Source organism: Candidatus Binataceae bacterium, from assembly GCA_035508495.1.
Lineage (GTDB): Bacteria > Desulfobacterota > Binatia > Binatales > Binataceae > JASHPB01.
In genome coordinates this window covers 21,396-36,363 of sequence record DATJMX010000086.1, presented here as the reverse complement: position 1 = coordinate 36,363, position 14,968 = coordinate 21,396, and the positions used below count along the sequence as shown (strand labels likewise).

The following is a 14,968-nucleotide window of genomic DNA, read 5'->3' as shown; positions in this document are numbered from 1 at the left end:
GACTTCAGCCGTGTGTAGATCTGCTAGACCTACCTGGCGGCGCATTCCTCGTGGGGATCGTATGCGCGCTCGAGTTCCGCGACATGCTCACCGATTCGCTGCGAATTGGCGATGTAACGGCTCGCCAACGTATGTTGATCGGCGCTATCGATCTTGTCTGCAGCCACGGTTGCCAACCGATCTTCTAGATACTCATCGGGAAAGTCGCTGAAGGCGACTAGTTTTACCGGCCAGGTGCCGAGTTGCTGCGCTCCTTCGCCGATGCCCAGCGAGAAGATGCTCTTGTAGTCGAGGGCCTGGAACGATCCGTCCTCGTTCAAGCGGCCAGTGAAAGTCCACGCGGTTTGCGATTTATCGTTTGGAATCAGGAACGGTGGATCGGCGGTCCTGAAAGCGCATTGAGCGTCAATGACTTTCGCGTCAACGTAAGTACTATCGTCGAGCAACGCCGCGGGATTTACGAAATCCACCTTGGTGTCAGATCTTCCGACGTAATCAAAAGCAGAAGGTTTGGGCATCGCTGAAATGGTCGAAACTGCGGTTTCAGCGTTTGTAGCCGTAGTCGGCGCCGCGCTGCTCGCCGCCAGCGCCGCGCATCCACTCGCGATCAGAGGAACGATCAAGGCAAGAAAATACTTCATGAACCAAACCTCAGCATTATCCTGAAGGGGCTAATCTGATACCCGCCGGGCCGCGCTCGTCGGACACTCAGAGTCTAGCGCAGCCGATCGGCTATGCTAATCGAGGATGCAGTTATAGCGCGCAGTTTGACCAGACTAGTCGTGAGAACAATTATAAAGACCAATGAATCCGAATCGCGCTAAGGGTTTTTGCAGTTCGCACCGCACGCTTATCAACGTGGGCTACCGGTGTGGCTAAGGAAGATCCTGGCGAGCTGCTCCTGATAGACGGTCGGGAAGTGCGGGTCACGCATCCCGACAAACTCTATTTCTCGCGCCAGACCCGTCTGTCGAAACTCGACCTGCTTCGCTATTACCTGTCAGTTGCTCCCGGTGCTCTCCAGGGTATTCGCGACCGTCCAATTGTTCTCAAGCGCTACGTCAACGGCGCCGAAGGCGAGGCGTTCTTCCAGAAGCGCGCGCCCGCGCAGCGGCCATCGTGGCTGCGAACGATCACGTTGAGCTTCCCCTCGGGCCGCACCGCTGAGGAGATCGTTGTCGACGGTGCCGCCGGGCTCGCGTGGATAGTTAATCTCGGATGCATCGAGCTGCATCCGCATCCGGTGCGCACCGGCGATCTCGATCATCCCGATGAGTTGCGAGTCGATCTCGATCCAGGCCCGGGCGTGAGCTGGTCCGACGTTCGTGCTGTCGCGATGGAAGTGAAATCGCTGCTCGAGGAGATGGGTTTGCACGGATGGCCCAAGACGAGCGGCTCGCGCGGTATGCATATTAATGTGCGGATTGAGCCGCGCTGGACATTCGACCAGGTCCGCCGCGCCGCGCTTGCGCTGTCGCGCGAAGTTGAGCGGCGCGCGCCTTCTCTCGCGACCTCGAAATGGTGGAAAGAAGAGCGCCACGGTGTGTTCCTTGATTACAATCAAAACGCGAAGGATCGGACCACCGCGTCGGCCTACTCAGTGCGCCCCGTGCCGGACGCGCGAGTTTCCACTCCGCTTCATTGGCACGAAGTTCCCGACTGCGATCCCGCTGATTTCACGATGCTGACCGTTCCGAGAAGGTTCGCTGAGTCGGACGATCCTCATCAAGGCATGGATGCTGCGGCAGGGTCGCTCGAGAGTTTGCTGCAATTGGCAGAGCGCGACGAAGCCGCGGGCCTTGGCGATGCGCCCTGGCCGCCGCACTTCCGCAAGATGGACGGTGAGCCGCGGCGGGTGGCGCCGTCGCGATCGCGTGCGGCCGCTAAGCCCTCGCGTATCAAGATGCCGCTGGTTGTGGTCGCAAACTCGCCCGATAAAGCTGCGGCCCTTGCGGGCCTGGAGCGATGGAAGCAGAGACATCCCGATGTGGACGAGTATCTGGCTGTCGATGACATCCTGGTGGACTCGATGCGCGGGCGCTCCTCCACCTGGACGCGTATCCGCGTCAACCTTTGCCATGTGCCTGAGGCGTTACGCCCCTCGCAGGAGACGCCGGACCCGGACGACGATCCAACCCGCGAATGGCGCACGAGCCACGCCCGTCGAAGCAAGAGTTGAGTATCTGACTAATCGAATCGCGACTCGCCGTCATCGTGCGCCAAAAATCGCCGCCAGTTCCTCGGGCGCAACCACTTCGAGTTGTGCGTAAGTGCAATCGTGCGGATCCTTGTCCGGACGCCATCGGCGAAACTGCGACATATGGCGAAAGCGGCCGCCCTGCATATGTTCATACGCGACTTCGACGACCAATTCGGGGCGCAGCGGCTCCCAGGACAGATCCTTGCCCTGGCTCCATCGGCTCTGTCCTCCCGGCATTCGATGACCCGCCTCATCCGCCGCGGCGGCATCGGCCCAGGACTTCCATGGATGATCCTTCAGGGCATCGCGACGATAGGTGGCGAGAAACTCCGTGAGCCCGCGGCGCTTCTTGTCGGTGAAGCTGGCGCATACTCCTACATGCTGTAGGGCGCCGGCATCATTGAAGAGCCCGAGCAGGAGCGACCCGACCGCGACATTCTTGGCGCCCTTGTACCATCGAAAACCTGCGACGACGCAGTCGCAATCGCGCTCGTGCTTGATTTTAAACATCACGCGCTTGTCAGGTTGATACGTGCCGGAGAGCGGCTTCGCCATAACGCCGTCAAGGCCGGCGCCTTCGAAGCGGCGAAACCAGTCCGCGGCGAGTTGACGATCGTTCGTGGCCGGGGTCAGATGAATCGGCGGCTCGGCGGATCCGAGAAGCGATTCAAGTTCGTGACGCCGCTTTTGAAATGGCTCGCCACGCAGATCGCGGTCGTTCTCACAAAGGAGATCGAAGAACACTACCGACGCAGGGGTCTCGCGCGACAGCAGTTTGACTCGCGACGCCGCCGGATGAAGACGGAGTTGCAGCGCGTCGAAGTCGAGCGCGCCGTTGCGTGCGATCACGATCTCACCATCGAGCACGCAGCGCGTGGGCAACTGGGCCTGCAAAGGTTCGATAAGCTCGGGAAAATAGCGGTTCAACGGCTTCGCGTCGCGGCTCTGGATAAAAACCTCATCGCGGTCGCGGAAAATGAGCGCGCGAAATCCGTCCCACTTCGGCTCGAATATCCAGCCTTCGCCGGCTGGCAACTGCTCGATGCGTTTTGACAGCATCGGGAGGATCGGCGGATTCACGGGAAGCTGCATGGCTTTGATGTTACCCGCTCGGGCGAAGGGAGAGCGCCAGCGCTGCGAGCAACAGCGGCAGCACTACCAGCACGCCATAGTGCTCGGGCGGATGGTGTCCGCTCGGACCGCCTTTGAGAATCCATGCATCAAGCGCGTGAAGGGTGCGCTCGACAATCACCAGAGCGAGCATGATCGGCACGAAAGTTCGATAGCGCAGCGACACGACCAGCGTCGTGAGGCCGAACGCGATCTGGGTCGCACCCGCCCAGGCGAAGAGCGCAACAATCACCCGGCCATTCTGGACAAGGTTGATCCCCGCGATACTGCCCGCTCCGCCGTCCGGCGTGAATACATGGATACAGCCGGGCACAATCGTGAGAACGCTGAAAAGGGTAAGGAAGTATGCGGAGACGATCGAGCCGCGATAGTCACTGTTGGTGCTCGGCGGGAAAAGGGAGGCGCTCACTGCGAGCCACAATACATACAATCGCGCGATCGCTACCAGTCGTTTCCGCTTGACGCGACCTCACGCACGCCACTGCCATTTCGCCAGCAAAACAATGATCGCTCCTACGCTGCCCAGCGACCCGATTGAGATTAAGACGCGGGCAGTTTTTTCCTGCCACGCCTTCGCCGCCATGTCTCCGCCGGCGATCGGGAACACCCTGCCTGTGCCATACACTGCGGCGAACAGGAGTCCCGCACACAGCACATACAACGAGAGCCAGAGCGCGAGGCCGACCGCGCCAGCCCATCTAGCCGCGATCGTCAGATGCGGGATCAGAAGCCCGAAAGCGATCAGCGCAAGACCGCTCTCGATCGCCGTCAGATGCGCCGACAGCCCGATGCGTGGATTGCGGAAACTTGGGATACCGAATCCGATGAGCAGACCGAGAAGGAAAAGCAGCGCACCCATGAAGCAGAGGGTCGAGGAAACTGTCGTCATTGTGCTAGTCTCCGATTTACCGACTTCGAGTCTGTAAAATTACCGACTTCCAGTCGGTTTGTCAATCGGGACGAAACAACGATGACCAGTCAGTCCGAGCGGCGCGCCGCCACTATCGCCGCGATCATAAGCGCGGCTCAGGAGCTATTCACCGCAACCGGCTTCGATGCCACGAGTATCGACGATATCGCCGAGAGCGCGGGAGTCGCCAAGGGCGCCGTCTATCATCACTTCGCGTCCAAGGAACAGATTTTTGCCCGCGTCTTCGAGCAGATGACGGCGGCGCTCGCCGCGGAGGTTGTCGCCGCCGCGGCGTCAGGCGCGAGTATCATCGAACGATTCGAACGGGGAACGCTGAAGTATCTCACCTCGATTGCCGGTGATAAGTTTCGCCGCGTTCTGCTGACCGACGGGCCAGCGGTGCTCGGATGGGAGAAATGGCGCGAGATCGACGCGCGTTACTTCGGCGGCGCGATGCAGGCGCCGATCGACACCAAACGCAAACCACAGTTATCGGCGCGCGAGATTGAGGCAATTGGACATCTGCTCGCCGGCGCGATCGCGGAGGCAGCCCTTGTATGTGCAACTTCCGCGCATCGAGTCCGCACCGCGCGCGACTTCACTTCAGCGTTGGTGAAAATGCTCGCGCCATTCTTCGAATGATCGGCTCCAACTTGCCGGTTCAATCTGCAATAGTCCGCCAGGGTCCGCATCGATCCGGGTACTGACCAGGTTCCGGATCAATCTCGCATCAATGGGGAAGAACATGCAGTTCAGCGACATTTTATATGAAGCCGCAGACGGCGTTGCGACGATCACGATCAACCGGCCCGCGCAGCTCAACGCGTTTCGCGCCCAGACGGTCGATGAGTTGGTCGCGGCGTTTCACGACGCCTGGCGCGATCGCAGCGTTGGCTGCGTGATTCTCACCGGTGCGGGCGAAAAAGCTTTCTGCGTTGGCGGCGATCAGACCACGCGCGAAGAGGGCGGCTACAAGGGCAAGCCGGTGCGATCGGACCTGGGACTCGATATCGAGGATCTCCATTCGGTGATTCGCGACATTCCCAAGCCCGTCATCGCGGCCGTCAACGGCTATGCGATCGGCGGCGGACATGTGCTGCACGTGATCTGCGATCTCACAATCGCGGCTGAAACGGCAAAGTTCGGACAGGTTGGGCCGAAAGTCGGCAGCGTCGATCCGGGCTTCGGCACGATGTACCTTGCGCGCGTGGTCGGCGAAAAGAAGGCGCGCGAGATGTGGTATCTGTGCGAACAGTATTCAGCCGATGAATGCCGTCAAATGGGGCTCGTAAACAAGGTCGTTGCGGCGGCCGAGCTTATGAACGAAGCGCGCGCGTGGGCCAAAAAGATCGCATCGATGAGCCCGACGGCGATCACGCTCGCCAAGGCCTCTTTCAACGCACCGAGCGAGGAGCTCCGCGGCATTGGCGCCGTGGCGCTGCGCGGGCTCGCGCTCTATTACGGGACCGAGGAAGCGCTCGAAGGCAAAAACGCCTTCCTCGAAAAGCGCCGCCCCGACTTCGCCAGGTTCCGCCGCTAGCGCGCTACGAGGAAGATGTTATGAGACCAACTTACGCGGAGATCCGGTCGCGATTCGAGGCTGAGCAACAGGCCGGCGGACTACTTCGGTCAGAGAAAGATCTTCCCCTGTCGTATGAAGCAATCACGCCCGAGTGGCTCAGCATCGTTCTGGCCGCGAATCATCCCGGTGCAAAGGTAGTTTCTCTTAGACTTGGAGACACGAACGAAGGAACGTCGAGCCGCAGGCGAATCTTCCTGGAATGGAACAGCGCGGGGAAAAGTGCGCTGCTTCCGGAAAGCGTCTTCTGCAAGGGCACGCAAAGACTGGAGAGCCGTTACCTGCTCGGCATGAACGGCGGTATCGAAGCCGAGGTTACATTTTACAACGCGCTCCGGCGCGGACTTGCGATCGAGGCGCCGCGGCCGCTCTTTGCGCGCTTCGATCCTGAAACGTTCAACTCGATTGTCATCCTCGAGGACATGACGGGGCGCGTCGAATTTTGCCAGCATGCGACCGAGATGCCGCTCGAGCGCGCTCAGAGCCAGATGCGGCTCTTTGCGGCGCTCCATTCCGCGTACTACGAAAGTCCCGAACTGAGTAGTACACTCGCGCGCTTCAATGACTGGGAAGATTACTTTGCGATCACGGTCGAGGAGGCTGGCTTTGGCGAGGCTTGCCAACGGGGCTTCGCCCAAGCCGAGGAAGTCATCCCACCCGCGCTGTTCCGGCGCGCGGGCGAGATCTGGCCCGCGACCCTGAAATCAGTCGCACGGCATCGTGAGCTCCCGCGAACGTTTCTGCATTCCGATCCGCATCTTAAAAATTGGTATGCGACCCCTGGGGGCGAAATGGGCCTCAATGACTGGCAGTGTGCATGCAAGGGCAACTGGGGCCGCGACCTTTCGTATGCGATCACCACGGCGCTCACGACTGAGAGTCGGCGCGCGTGGGAGCGCGACCTGCTGCGGCTCTACCTCGATGCGCTCGCGTCTTCGGGCGGACCCCGCATCGGATTCGACAAGGCGTGGACTATCTACCGGCAGCAGACATTCGGCGCGCTCGCCTGGTGGACTGGAACGCTGGGACAGCCGCCCGAGGCGCCGATCATGCAACCGCGCGAGAGCTCGATTGAGTTCATCGGGCGGATGACACGAGCGATCGACGATCTCGACGCGCTCGGGAGCTTCAAAGAATAGCGACAGGACTATCGGCGATCGATAACCACGCGCTCCTTCGCGACCCACATCGAGGAGTTTTTGAAGTCGATGAAGTTGGCTTCATCCTCAACAGCGAGTTGACCTGCGCGTCGCGCCTCGGGCGTTCCTGCCGCCGCAGCCGACTCGGCGCGATCGATCCATGCTTCGGCGTGGCCGGTATACGGCGGAACCTTCGTTCCGCGCGGCGCGCGAAGCTGCTGCTCGATCGGATCTTCGAATCGGTGGACCTGGAAATATTTCTTCAGACGCGAGCCGCCGGCGAGGCCGCGAATAATCGGGCCGTGATTGGTCCGCCAGTAGAGCTGCGCCTGCTCGAGAGTCTGATTCGGCGGATGGCGCAGCGGAAAGAAAATCTTCACGAGGCCGCTCGCCGGACGCGCCACCATGTCCTCGGACGGATTGATCTGCGGATACTCATAAGCCAGCCAGAGCGGCGAATTCGGCAGGTCGATGAACTTCGCCTCGTCCTCGACCAGCTCCTTGGCCGCCGCCTGACCGGCAGCATTGCCGAAGCTCGATGCGAGCGCCTCGCGCGTCTTCCACCAGAGTTCGGCGACGCCGTCGTAGGCCGGTTCCATCCCGCCGCGCGCCTGGGCCATCTGCTCGTTCATCGGATCGTCGAGCGTGTGATCCTGCAGATAGCGGAGGATATTGAGCGTAGTCGCGTGCTTGGCGACCAGCGGCGCGTGGTTTTCATACCAGTACTTCTGGAACTCTTCGCGCGACATCGCAGGCTTGCGGCGCAGAACAAAAATCAGGCGAATCATTTTCTCCTCCCGCTGTCGATGCAGCACTAGCAACAAAAGCCGCCCGCATCAAAGGTCCGTCTGCGGGCCGCGCTCGCGATTTGTGCTAGCTGGCGCGCTGCGGCGCGTTTCTGAAACACGAGCTCAGGATGCATTAATCAGGATAGTCAGGGCTGGAGTCGCGCACTCGACTTGTCAGGATCAGTCAATAAAGTAAGTTGTCCGCAGAGCAGCTAGACTGAGCGCAAAAGGAGGAGCGTGGTGATGGCGAGCGTTCCGAAAATTGCTGAGATTCAGGCGGTTCAAAGCGCGCCGTTCCTCGCGAGCCCGCTTGGCGAAGCGCTTTGTATCGCGATCTCCGCGGTCTGCTTCTTTATCGCGAGCCGTTTCATCGACATGTGGCCGGTCGCGCTCTTCGCGCCGATGCCGATGCTTGCGGTGGCGTTCGCGGCCCCGACGCGGGCGCGCGCGATGCTCTGCGCGTTCGTGCCGATCTTCATCGGCACTTTCGGCGAATGGAGCGCGGAGTCTTTTTTTCTTTCGACGTTCGTGTTCGTCGCGATTGCGACCGCCGCAGGAATTATCGTCGGATTACTGGTGCTCGTCGCGCGCGCTGCGGCGCGGCTGTGGAACAGCTGGCCGGCCGCTCTCGTCTTTCCGATTCTCTATTCAGCGCTCTACTTCCTGCTTGCCTACCAGTACGACGGCACGTGGGCGAATCCGGCGTATCGCATGGACACGCTGCGGCCGCTGCTCCAGCTCGCGTCGATCACGGGTATCTGGGGAATAGTATTCGCGATGTCGCTGCCCGCGTCGGCGGTTGCCTTCGCCTGGTATCGCGCGGGAAGTGGAAGGCCTTGGCTCGCCGCGACTTCGGTTGCGATCGGTGCATTTGCATTGGTGATGATATTCGGGTTGGTGCGGCTCGCGACTTCGGTGCGTGAGCCGCGCGTTCGGGTCGCGTTGATCGCGAGCGATCAGAAACTCGGCTCGTGGCGATCAACTGATCCCACCAAGGCTGAAGACCTGCTCAACTTCTACGCGAGCCAGGTGCCGAAGGCGGCAGCGCAGGGTGCGCAGGTTGTAGTGCTGCCGGAAAAGATCGTGAGCGCCACCGCCGACGATCGCGACGCGCTCAAGAAAATTCTTTCCGATGCGGCGGCCGCCTCGCACCTCTGGATCGTTGCCGGCATTAACGAACGCGATAGCGCGTCGCAAATCAACGCGGCCTGGATTTTTTCATCCGATGGCAGCTTCGTCGGTGAGTATCACAAACACTACTTCGTGAGGGGCTTCGAAGCCGGCTATCAGGCCGGCGAAAGTATATTCACCTTCGATGCGCCGTGGGGCAAAACCGGCGTCGCGATTTGCAAGGACCTCGACTATCCGTGGTTCATCCGCGGCTACGGCGAAAAGGATATTCGCCTGATGCTGGTGCCGGCATGGGACTGGGTAGGACCCAACGCATTGATGCACGAGCGGATGTCGTGGGTGCGCGGCGTCGAAAATGGATTCGCAACCGCGCGCTCGGCCAAGACCGGTTATGTCACGGCGCACTGCGCCTATGGCTCGTCGCTCGCCTCGCGCTCGACGTTCGAAGAGGATCCCGCGATCGTCGTCGCTGATGTTCCGATCGGTCCCGGCACAACGCTATATACAAAGTTCGGCGACTGGTTCGGGTGGCTTGCGATCGCCGCGTCGATCGCAATAATCGTTGCCGTGTTCCGACCTCGGTCAAGCGCATAATGAAGATTGGCATCCTGTTTACAGTCAACGAATACACCGTCGATCCGGCGAGTCTCGCGCGCAAGATGGAAGCGCTCGGCTTCGAGTCGCTGTGGATTCCCGAGCATGCGATCATTCCCGTCAACGCGGCGACTCCGCTGCCCGAATCGCCGCCGGGGCAAGGCCGGATTCCGGAAGTATATTCGCACATCTGCGATCCGTTCATCGCGATGTCGCTCGCCGGGGCCGTGACGACGCGGCTCAAGCTCGCGACGGGCGTGATGCTGGTGCCGGAGCGCAATCCGATCGTCGCGGCGAAAGAAATCGCGACGCTCGATTACTTCTCGGGCGGCCGCGTGATGCTCGGCATCGGCGCGGGCTGGCTCAAAGAGGAATCGGAAATCTTGGGCGTCGATTTTGCCCATCGATGGAGTCAGACGAGGGAGTACGTCGCCGCGATGCGCGAGTTGTGGACCAAGCCCGAGCCGTCTTTCAGCGGCAAGTACATAAAGTTCCCGCCAGTGCGGATGTATCCGAAGCCGGCGCAACCGGACGGTCCACCGATCCTGATCGGCAGCAAGGACAAGAACGCGCTGCGATGGGTCGTGCGATGGGGCGACGGATGGTGCCCGATTTTTCTCGCGCCTCCGGTCCTGCGCGGCGAGCTCGGCAAGCTGCGTGGCGAATGCGAGAGCGTGGGGCGCGATTTCAGCCGCCTCGATATCACGATCATGAAGCGCGAGTTGCGCGGCGATCGCGCCAGCGTTCAGAGCGGCCTGCACGAATACGAAGACGCCGGAGCGCACCGCTTCGTCATCATGCAGATCGGCACGCGGATGACCGCAACTACATACGAAGCCGAGCTCGAACGCCTCGCCGCGCTCTACGTATAGATGAGCGCCAGCTAAAACGGATTCTGAGGATCGAGACCTAGTGCGATGCGGCCGAGCTGCTCAGATATTCGATCGACGTGGCCGTTGATGTGCAGCGGCATCGCCTGGAAGTCGCGATACCGGCGTTCGAAGTCCGTGCCTTCGCGCAATCCATTGCCACCGAGAATGCGGAGAATGAGTTTCATCGCTTCGTCGCAGAGCAGAACCGCCTGCATTCCGGCAGAGGTCTGACGGAAGTAGTCAGCCTCGGTCGGTGTCACTCGCGCTGCGATTCGCGCGTCAGTCTCGGCCATCGCGGCATATACCGTATCGGTCGCGGCATTGATCAGAGCGCGAGCGCGGCCGAGGTTCAAGTGAATAGTTGGTTTCTCGACCATCTTCGTGCCGAGGATCGCGATCCGGTGTTTGATATTCGTCGCCGTGTCGTTGAGCGACGCTTCGGCGACTCCGGTCGCCATCGCGCCGAGCCATACCACGGACAGCGCGACCCAGTCTTCGCGATAACGATGATTAATCACTGGATAGTCAGTGCGCCTGAGAACTGCGCGAAACATCGGGGGTGTCGAGACGACGCGCTCGCTCGGCACGTCGACGCCGTCGTAATAGACATGATCGGTCGCCGACGCGCGCACCGCGCTGCCGTCCCAGGTTTCCTTGATTCGGACCTTGGGATGTCGAAGATCGGCGACGGTGAACAAAGGCTCTCTGCTGCCCTCTTTTAGAAACGCGACCGCGGTCCATTCCGCATATTTGGCGCCGGATCCGAATGCGGCAACTCCCGACAGAATCGTTTTGCCATCATTATCGATTGCGGTGACGTCGGTAGAAGCGCCGCCCGGAAAGCATACCCACTCGCGCTTGGATATGATGTCGCTGAGGAACTTCGCGTTCCTCGGTCCCAGCGATGCTGCGAAGTCATGAAAGACGCAGAGATGATTCCATAGGCACCACGCGGTCGAGGCGCATCGCGGCGCGATGGCGCGCAGTTCATTTGCGATTGCAACGATTGACTCTTCAAGGCCGGAAATCTCGCGGCTCGCCGACATCCGCATAATGTCGTTCTTCTTGATCGCGGCGATCACATCCTTGGAGATCGAGCGGGTTCGATCCGCCTCGGCAGCTTGCGCGGCAATAGCATCCAGCAGCGGCGTTATATACTTCGGTTCGCCCTGAACGCGGCCGATCCTCCCGGAAGTTGAATCGTTATTGGCCATAGCCAATCCTCATAGAGCAGCTAGCAATACTCAGACGCTGACCGTCGCGCCGCGATAGTAATGTTGCAGAATCTCGGTGTAAGTCCTTCCCTGCGTAGCCATCACTGCCGCGCCGATCTGACAGAGACCGACGCCGTGGCCCCAGCCGGCACCTCGCAAGATAATGCGGGCCGGTTCTTTGTCTATCACGAAAGCGGAACTGTAAAGATGCGAACGCGACAGAGCGCGCCGGATCTCGAGCTCCTTGCCGACGATTACATAGTCGCGCGCGCCTGTGATTTTAAGTCGATATATCCGCCCCGAGGGGCCGCGCGCGAGCGCTTCCAGGTCGCGAATCGGTCCCAGTCGCACGCCGGTTCTCGATTCGACGATTTCCGCCAGTTCATCAGGTGCGTATGTCACCTGCCATCGATAGAAATCGCGCGTCTCCTGATCGAACCCGGGGAGAAGGCGCGACAGCAGTTCCGCATCCCGCGTGTTGCAATAAGCTGGTGGAGTAGAGCGAATCCATTCCTCTGCGCTGAGGGATTCCGCCTGACCTGCACCATCGAAAACGGATCGAAGGTAAGGAACATCCTCGTCTTCCCAGGCAGTCGCGTAGCGCTCAGTGATTCCGCCGCATGACTTGGCGAATCGCGCGTCGCAGATCTCGCCGTCGTAGCGCAGGAACTCGCCGGACGTAGCACGCACAGCTTCCCCGGCGGCCGGCGAGATTAGTTTCGTGATTCCCTGGTAGCGCTGGCAGTGATCGTCGGCGCATACGTCGAAGTCAGGATGTGCTTCGCGCCCGTACCAGCGCACGATTTCGTGATTTGCGGTGCGCGGTGCCGATTTGGTGGGACTGCTCTGAGCTGTTTTCGGATACCACATCCAACTGCGGGAGATCACCGCGTGAGCCTTCAGCAGCTCAAGTGGAGATAGCGCGCTCATCTCGGACGAGATCACGCTCGTGACGTACTCTTCGAGCGATACGTCGTTGACCAGTGTCAGTCCCGCTTTCTTTTTCAACAGTCGCAGCGCGCCGCGGAAGACCTGGCGCTCCTTGCGCTCCCAATGGAATCCTGTTCCGATCGTGACGTCGTCCAAAGCGAATGCGCATTGAGCCGGATCGGATGGAGTGAGAACGACTTCGGAAGTGAACCTGTGCCGCCCCGGTGAATACGACTTGCCGGCGGCATCAACGAACGAACCCTGCAATTCGAATTCAACTGCGGGTTGACCCTCGACCAGCCCAACCGAAACGTTCACGGCTCACTCTCCAGCTTCTTTACTACCTGGTGAAACTCATCATCGGGCAAAGTGACCTCGCCGAAAATCGAATCGATCGCTGCGCCGGTGATTTTTTCAAAATCCTGCGCGAACGGCACGACAAATATGCCGCACAAGTCAATCGATGCGGGGCTCACTGTCAGTTCTCCCGTGAAATAAACTTCCGGGCGATGCTTTTTACGCGGAAACAAATAGACTGTCCAAATACCTTGCTCGTAAAGCGCGGCCAGATTCAGGAGCGGTTCTGGACGATTGGTCGCGCCGCATTGAAGAAGCTCAATATTTCTCTCGATCCGCTTGATCAGTGCAAAGCGATCCTGGCCGCGGTGCAGGAATACGTTTCTTGAATAATGCGGTACGTCGATCCGCGTAATTTGCGCAGTCTCGTTCGCAATCGGAAACAGAATCCGCGAGCCTGCCTGGAAGTGCATATGATCAGGTGCGGAGGCGCCGCATTCAGGGCCATTGTAGATGACGAAATAGCCCGGTAGCGCAGCCGCGAGATCGAGCATATTGCTCAATTGGCCGGAAATCCGCTGCGGACGATGCTCTCGACTCGCAATAGTCAGATGACGTTCGACGATCGGAAAGGGATTGCAATAGATCGTGAATTCTTCGTTGAAACGCAATCCCTCTTCCTCGGCCGGCAGGTTAGCCGCGCACAGAAAACACGGGCGCTTCGCGATCGATTCGCGATCGACTGCCGCGGTAGTGCTGGCTACCCGATGAGGTATATGCCGGACGAACACCTGGAACCAGTCGATGCGGACTGCCCGTGTCGTCGCATGCGCCAGGCCGTCAACGCCCTTCGCGAGCATCGGCCATGCGCGTAGCTGGCGTGCGAACAGGGCTTCCACTTCATCAATCATCGCCGCATGCGCGCCTTAAGCTCGATAGTTCGGAGCCAGTCCTTATATTGATCGTAGCGATTTGCGACGTCGTGAGGCAGCGCGCTGTCACTGTTGCCTTCCCATCGCCGGCATAGATAGAGAGAATCGTAAATACGGCCGATTTCGTATTGGCGGCTGATACGCAGTGCGACGGCGTAATCTTCGCCGTAGCTGACGTTGGGAAACCCGATGCGGCGCAGGATTGAAGTATTGAACGCGCGCGGCGCGCCAAGGCCGTTGATACGCAGCGCGTTATTTCTGCCGTTGTCGCGCGTCCACTCGCGATGGTCGATCAAGCCCGGTGGGATTTCCTTCAACGCGAAATCGACCATCGTGTAGGATCCCACGACCATCGCATATGGACCGGCGTCGAGTGATTTGACGATTTGCTGAAGCACGTTCTCGCTTGAATAGAGATCATCCGAGTCTAGCTGGATTACATATTGCCCGCAGTGAGGAGAGTAGAGCGCCTCATTCCAGCATCCGCCGATTCCAAGATCGCGCCGCTCCGGAATGATATGTCTCAGGCGCGGGTCATCGATGCTTCGCAATACTTCGGTGGTGCCGTCGGTTGAATGATTGTCGACCACGATCACATTGAAGTCGAAGTCTGTCCGTTGGGCGAGCGCACTGCAGGCCGCCTCGGCGACGGTTCGTTCGCGATTGCGTACTGGGATTACAATGCTCGCCGTGACCGGGTATTTCTCGGTCGCTTTCGGCACGGCTTCGAAGTGCGGCTTGAGCCATGCGCCGACGCGCTTCAGATGCGCGGTCGCGATCCGTTCCATTTCGATCTGGTAACCGCGATTACGCGGATCCACGTAGTCGAACTGTATCTCTCCGCTCGCACGTGAATCGGCCGCTGCGGCACTGTACAGAGGCTCAGGAATTCGCAGAATTGGGTATTTCTCAGAAATCCTCAGCCGATAGTCGTACAGCGCGCCCCACTTCAGGGATTCGTCGGGCCTCGATTCGCGCGCCGCCCGAGTCGATACGGCGATCACCGCGCCGAAGTCGAAATTGTCGCGGATACTTCCGAGTTGGTAATCGATATGAGGACATCCGACGGCGTCGGAATATGCCAATCCCGCATCCGTCTCACGGATCGCCTGCGCCATTCGATCGAACATGCGCGGGCCGGGTTCGATGCTTACGCGCGGATCGCCGAGGAAGATCACATCCGAGTCGGCGGTATCGATCAGCCGTTGGATCGACGCCGATGAGTAGTCATTTGGGTAAACGATACTCACA

The 14,968-nt window shown here is 60.0% G+C and carries 15 protein-coding genes; 6 read left to right on the top strand and 9 right to left on the bottom strand.

From position 1 onward, the window contains the following. Positions 1-29 precede the first annotated feature (29 nt). The gene (locus VMA09_24365) at positions 30-641 is read right to left on the bottom strand and encodes a hypothetical protein (GenBank protein HUA36762.1); all 612 of its coding nucleotides are present in this window, start codon (positions 639-641) and stop codon (positions 30-32) included. Positions 642-871: 230 nt separating this feature from the next. Here VMA09_24365 and ligD point away from each other — a divergent pair, with 230 nt between their 5' ends. Next, entirely contained in the window at positions 872-2,179 is a 1,308-nt protein-coding gene (ligD, locus tag VMA09_24360; GenBank protein ID HUA36761.1) for a non-homologous end-joining DNA ligase, read from the top strand. A gap of 30 nt (positions 2,180-2,209) precedes the next feature. Here ligD and VMA09_24355 read toward each other — a convergent pair whose 3' ends face one another. The 3 genes from VMA09_24355 to VMA09_24345 are packed head-to-tail and all read right to left on the bottom strand — an operon-like array spanning position 2,210 to position 4,220. After that, on the bottom strand, positions 2,210-3,292 hold the full coding sequence (locus VMA09_24355) for an ATP-dependent DNA ligase (protein ID HUA36760.1): 1,083 nt from the start codon (positions 3,290-3,292) through the stop codon (positions 2,210-2,212). A gap of 10 nt (positions 3,293-3,302) precedes the next feature. Then, positions 3,303-3,740, bottom strand: coding sequence for a hypothetical protein (locus VMA09_24350; GenBank protein HUA36759.1), 438 nt, complete (start codon positions 3,738-3,740; stop codon positions 3,303-3,305). Positions 3,741-3,800: 60 nt separating this feature from the next. Continuing rightward, positions 3,801-4,220: a hypothetical protein gene (locus VMA09_24345; GenBank protein HUA36758.1), complete on the bottom strand. Its 420-nt coding sequence runs from the start codon at positions 4,218-4,220 to the stop codon at positions 3,801-3,803. An 81-nt stretch (positions 4,221-4,301) separates the two neighbouring features. On the opposite strand from VMA09_24345, the gene VMA09_24340 reads away from it, so the two are divergent. The 3 genes from VMA09_24340 (at position 4,302) to VMA09_24330 (ending at position 6,959) form a co-directional block, all read left to right on the top strand. Continuing rightward, positions 4,302-4,883, top strand: a complete 582-nt coding sequence (locus VMA09_24340; protein ID HUA36757.1) for a helix-turn-helix domain-containing protein — start codon at positions 4,302-4,304, stop codon at positions 4,881-4,883. Between the two features lie 103 nt (positions 4,884-4,986). After that, entirely contained in the window at positions 4,987-5,781 is a 795-nt protein-coding gene (locus VMA09_24335) for an enoyl-CoA hydratase-related protein (protein HUA36756.1), read from the top strand. A gap of 20 nt (positions 5,782-5,801) precedes the next feature. After that, positions 5,802-6,959, top strand: coding sequence for a phosphotransferase (locus VMA09_24330; protein ID HUA36755.1), 1,158 nt, complete (start codon positions 5,802-5,804; stop codon positions 6,957-6,959). An 8-nt stretch (positions 6,960-6,967) separates the two neighbouring features. Here the strand turns inward: VMA09_24330 and VMA09_24325 are convergent, their stop codons facing one another. After that, entirely contained in the window at positions 6,968-7,747 is a 780-nt protein-coding gene (locus VMA09_24325) for an EthD domain-containing protein (protein HUA36754.1), read from the bottom strand. A 243-nt stretch (positions 7,748-7,990) separates the two neighbouring features. Here VMA09_24325 and VMA09_24320 point away from each other — a divergent pair, with 243 nt between their 5' ends. Continuing rightward, complete coding sequence (locus VMA09_24320; protein HUA36753.1) at positions 7,991-9,472, top strand: nitrilase-related carbon-nitrogen hydrolase; 1,482 nt, start codon at positions 7,991-7,993, stop codon at positions 9,470-9,472. Further along, the gene (locus VMA09_24315) at positions 9,472-10,344 is read left to right on the top strand and encodes an LLM class F420-dependent oxidoreductase (GenBank protein ID HUA36752.1); all 873 of its coding nucleotides are present in this window, start codon (positions 9,472-9,474) and stop codon (positions 10,342-10,344) included. The genes VMA09_24320 and VMA09_24315 overlap by 1 nt, the downstream gene beginning before the upstream one ends. Before the next feature lie 11 nt (positions 10,345-10,355). Here VMA09_24315 and VMA09_24310 read toward each other — a convergent pair whose 3' ends face one another. From VMA09_24310 to VMA09_24295, 4 genes are read right to left on the bottom strand one after another with little or no spacing between them, the layout of a single operon-like run. Beyond that, positions 10,356-11,558: an acyl-CoA dehydrogenase family protein gene (locus tag VMA09_24310; GenBank protein HUA36751.1), complete on the bottom strand. Its 1,203-nt coding sequence runs from the start codon at positions 11,556-11,558 to the stop codon at positions 10,356-10,358. Positions 11,559-11,588: 30 nt separating this feature from the next. Further along, the gene (locus tag VMA09_24305; GenBank protein HUA36750.1) at positions 11,589-12,806 is read right to left on the bottom strand and encodes a SpoIID/LytB domain-containing protein; all 1,218 of its coding nucleotides are present in this window, start codon (positions 12,804-12,806) and stop codon (positions 11,589-11,591) included. Then, on the bottom strand, positions 12,803-13,696 hold the full coding sequence (locus tag VMA09_24300) for a DUF4922 domain-containing protein (GenBank protein ID HUA36749.1): 894 nt from the start codon (positions 13,694-13,696) through the stop codon (positions 12,803-12,805). The genes VMA09_24305 and VMA09_24300 overlap by 4 nt, the downstream gene beginning before the upstream one ends. Continuing rightward, positions 13,693-14,967: a glycosyltransferase family A protein gene (locus VMA09_24295; protein ID HUA36748.1), complete on the bottom strand. Its 1,275-nt coding sequence runs from the start codon at positions 14,965-14,967 to the stop codon at positions 13,693-13,695. Before VMA09_24295 ends, VMA09_24300 begins: the two co-directional genes overlap by 4 nt. Between the last annotated feature and the right edge of the window lies 1 nt (position 14,968).

Excerpts from the sequence above, each read along its gene's own strand:
- VMA09_24365 (HUA36762.1), bottom strand. The coding sequence starts at position 641 with ATGAAGTATTTTCTTGCCTTGATCGTTCCTCTGATCGCGAGTGGATGC.
- VMA09_24355 (HUA36760.1), bottom strand. The coding sequence starts at position 3,292 with ATGCAGCTTCCCGTGAATCCGCCGATCCTCCCGATGCTGTCAAAACGC.
- VMA09_24345 (HUA36758.1), bottom strand. The coding sequence starts at position 4,220 with ATGACGACAGTTTCCTCGACCCTCTGCTTCATGGGTGCGCTGCTTTTC.
- VMA09_24340 (HUA36757.1), top strand. The coding sequence starts at position 4,302 with ATGACCAGTCAGTCCGAGCGGCGCGCCGCCACTATCGCCGCGATCATA.
- VMA09_24335 (HUA36756.1), top strand. The coding sequence starts at position 4,987 with ATGCAGTTCAGCGACATTTTATATGAAGCCGCAGACGGCGTTGCGACG.
- VMA09_24330 (HUA36755.1), top strand. The coding sequence starts at position 5,802 with ATGAGACCAACTTACGCGGAGATCCGGTCGCGATTCGAGGCTGAGCAA.
- VMA09_24325 (HUA36754.1), bottom strand. The coding sequence starts at position 7,747 with ATGATTCGCCTGATTTTTGTTCTGCGCCGCAAGCCTGCGATGTCGCGC.
- VMA09_24320 (HUA36753.1), top strand. The coding sequence starts at position 7,991 with ATGGCGAGCGTTCCGAAAATTGCTGAGATTCAGGCGGTTCAAAGCGCG.
- VMA09_24315 (HUA36752.1), top strand. The coding sequence starts at position 9,472 with ATGAAGATTGGCATCCTGTTTACAGTCAACGAATACACCGTCGATCCG.
- VMA09_24310 (HUA36751.1), bottom strand. The coding sequence starts at position 11,558 with ATGGCCAATAACGATTCAACTTCCGGGAGGATCGGCCGCGTTCAGGGC.
- VMA09_24300 (HUA36749.1), bottom strand. The coding sequence starts at position 13,696 with ATGATTGATGAAGTGGAAGCCCTGTTCGCACGCCAGCTACGCGCATGG.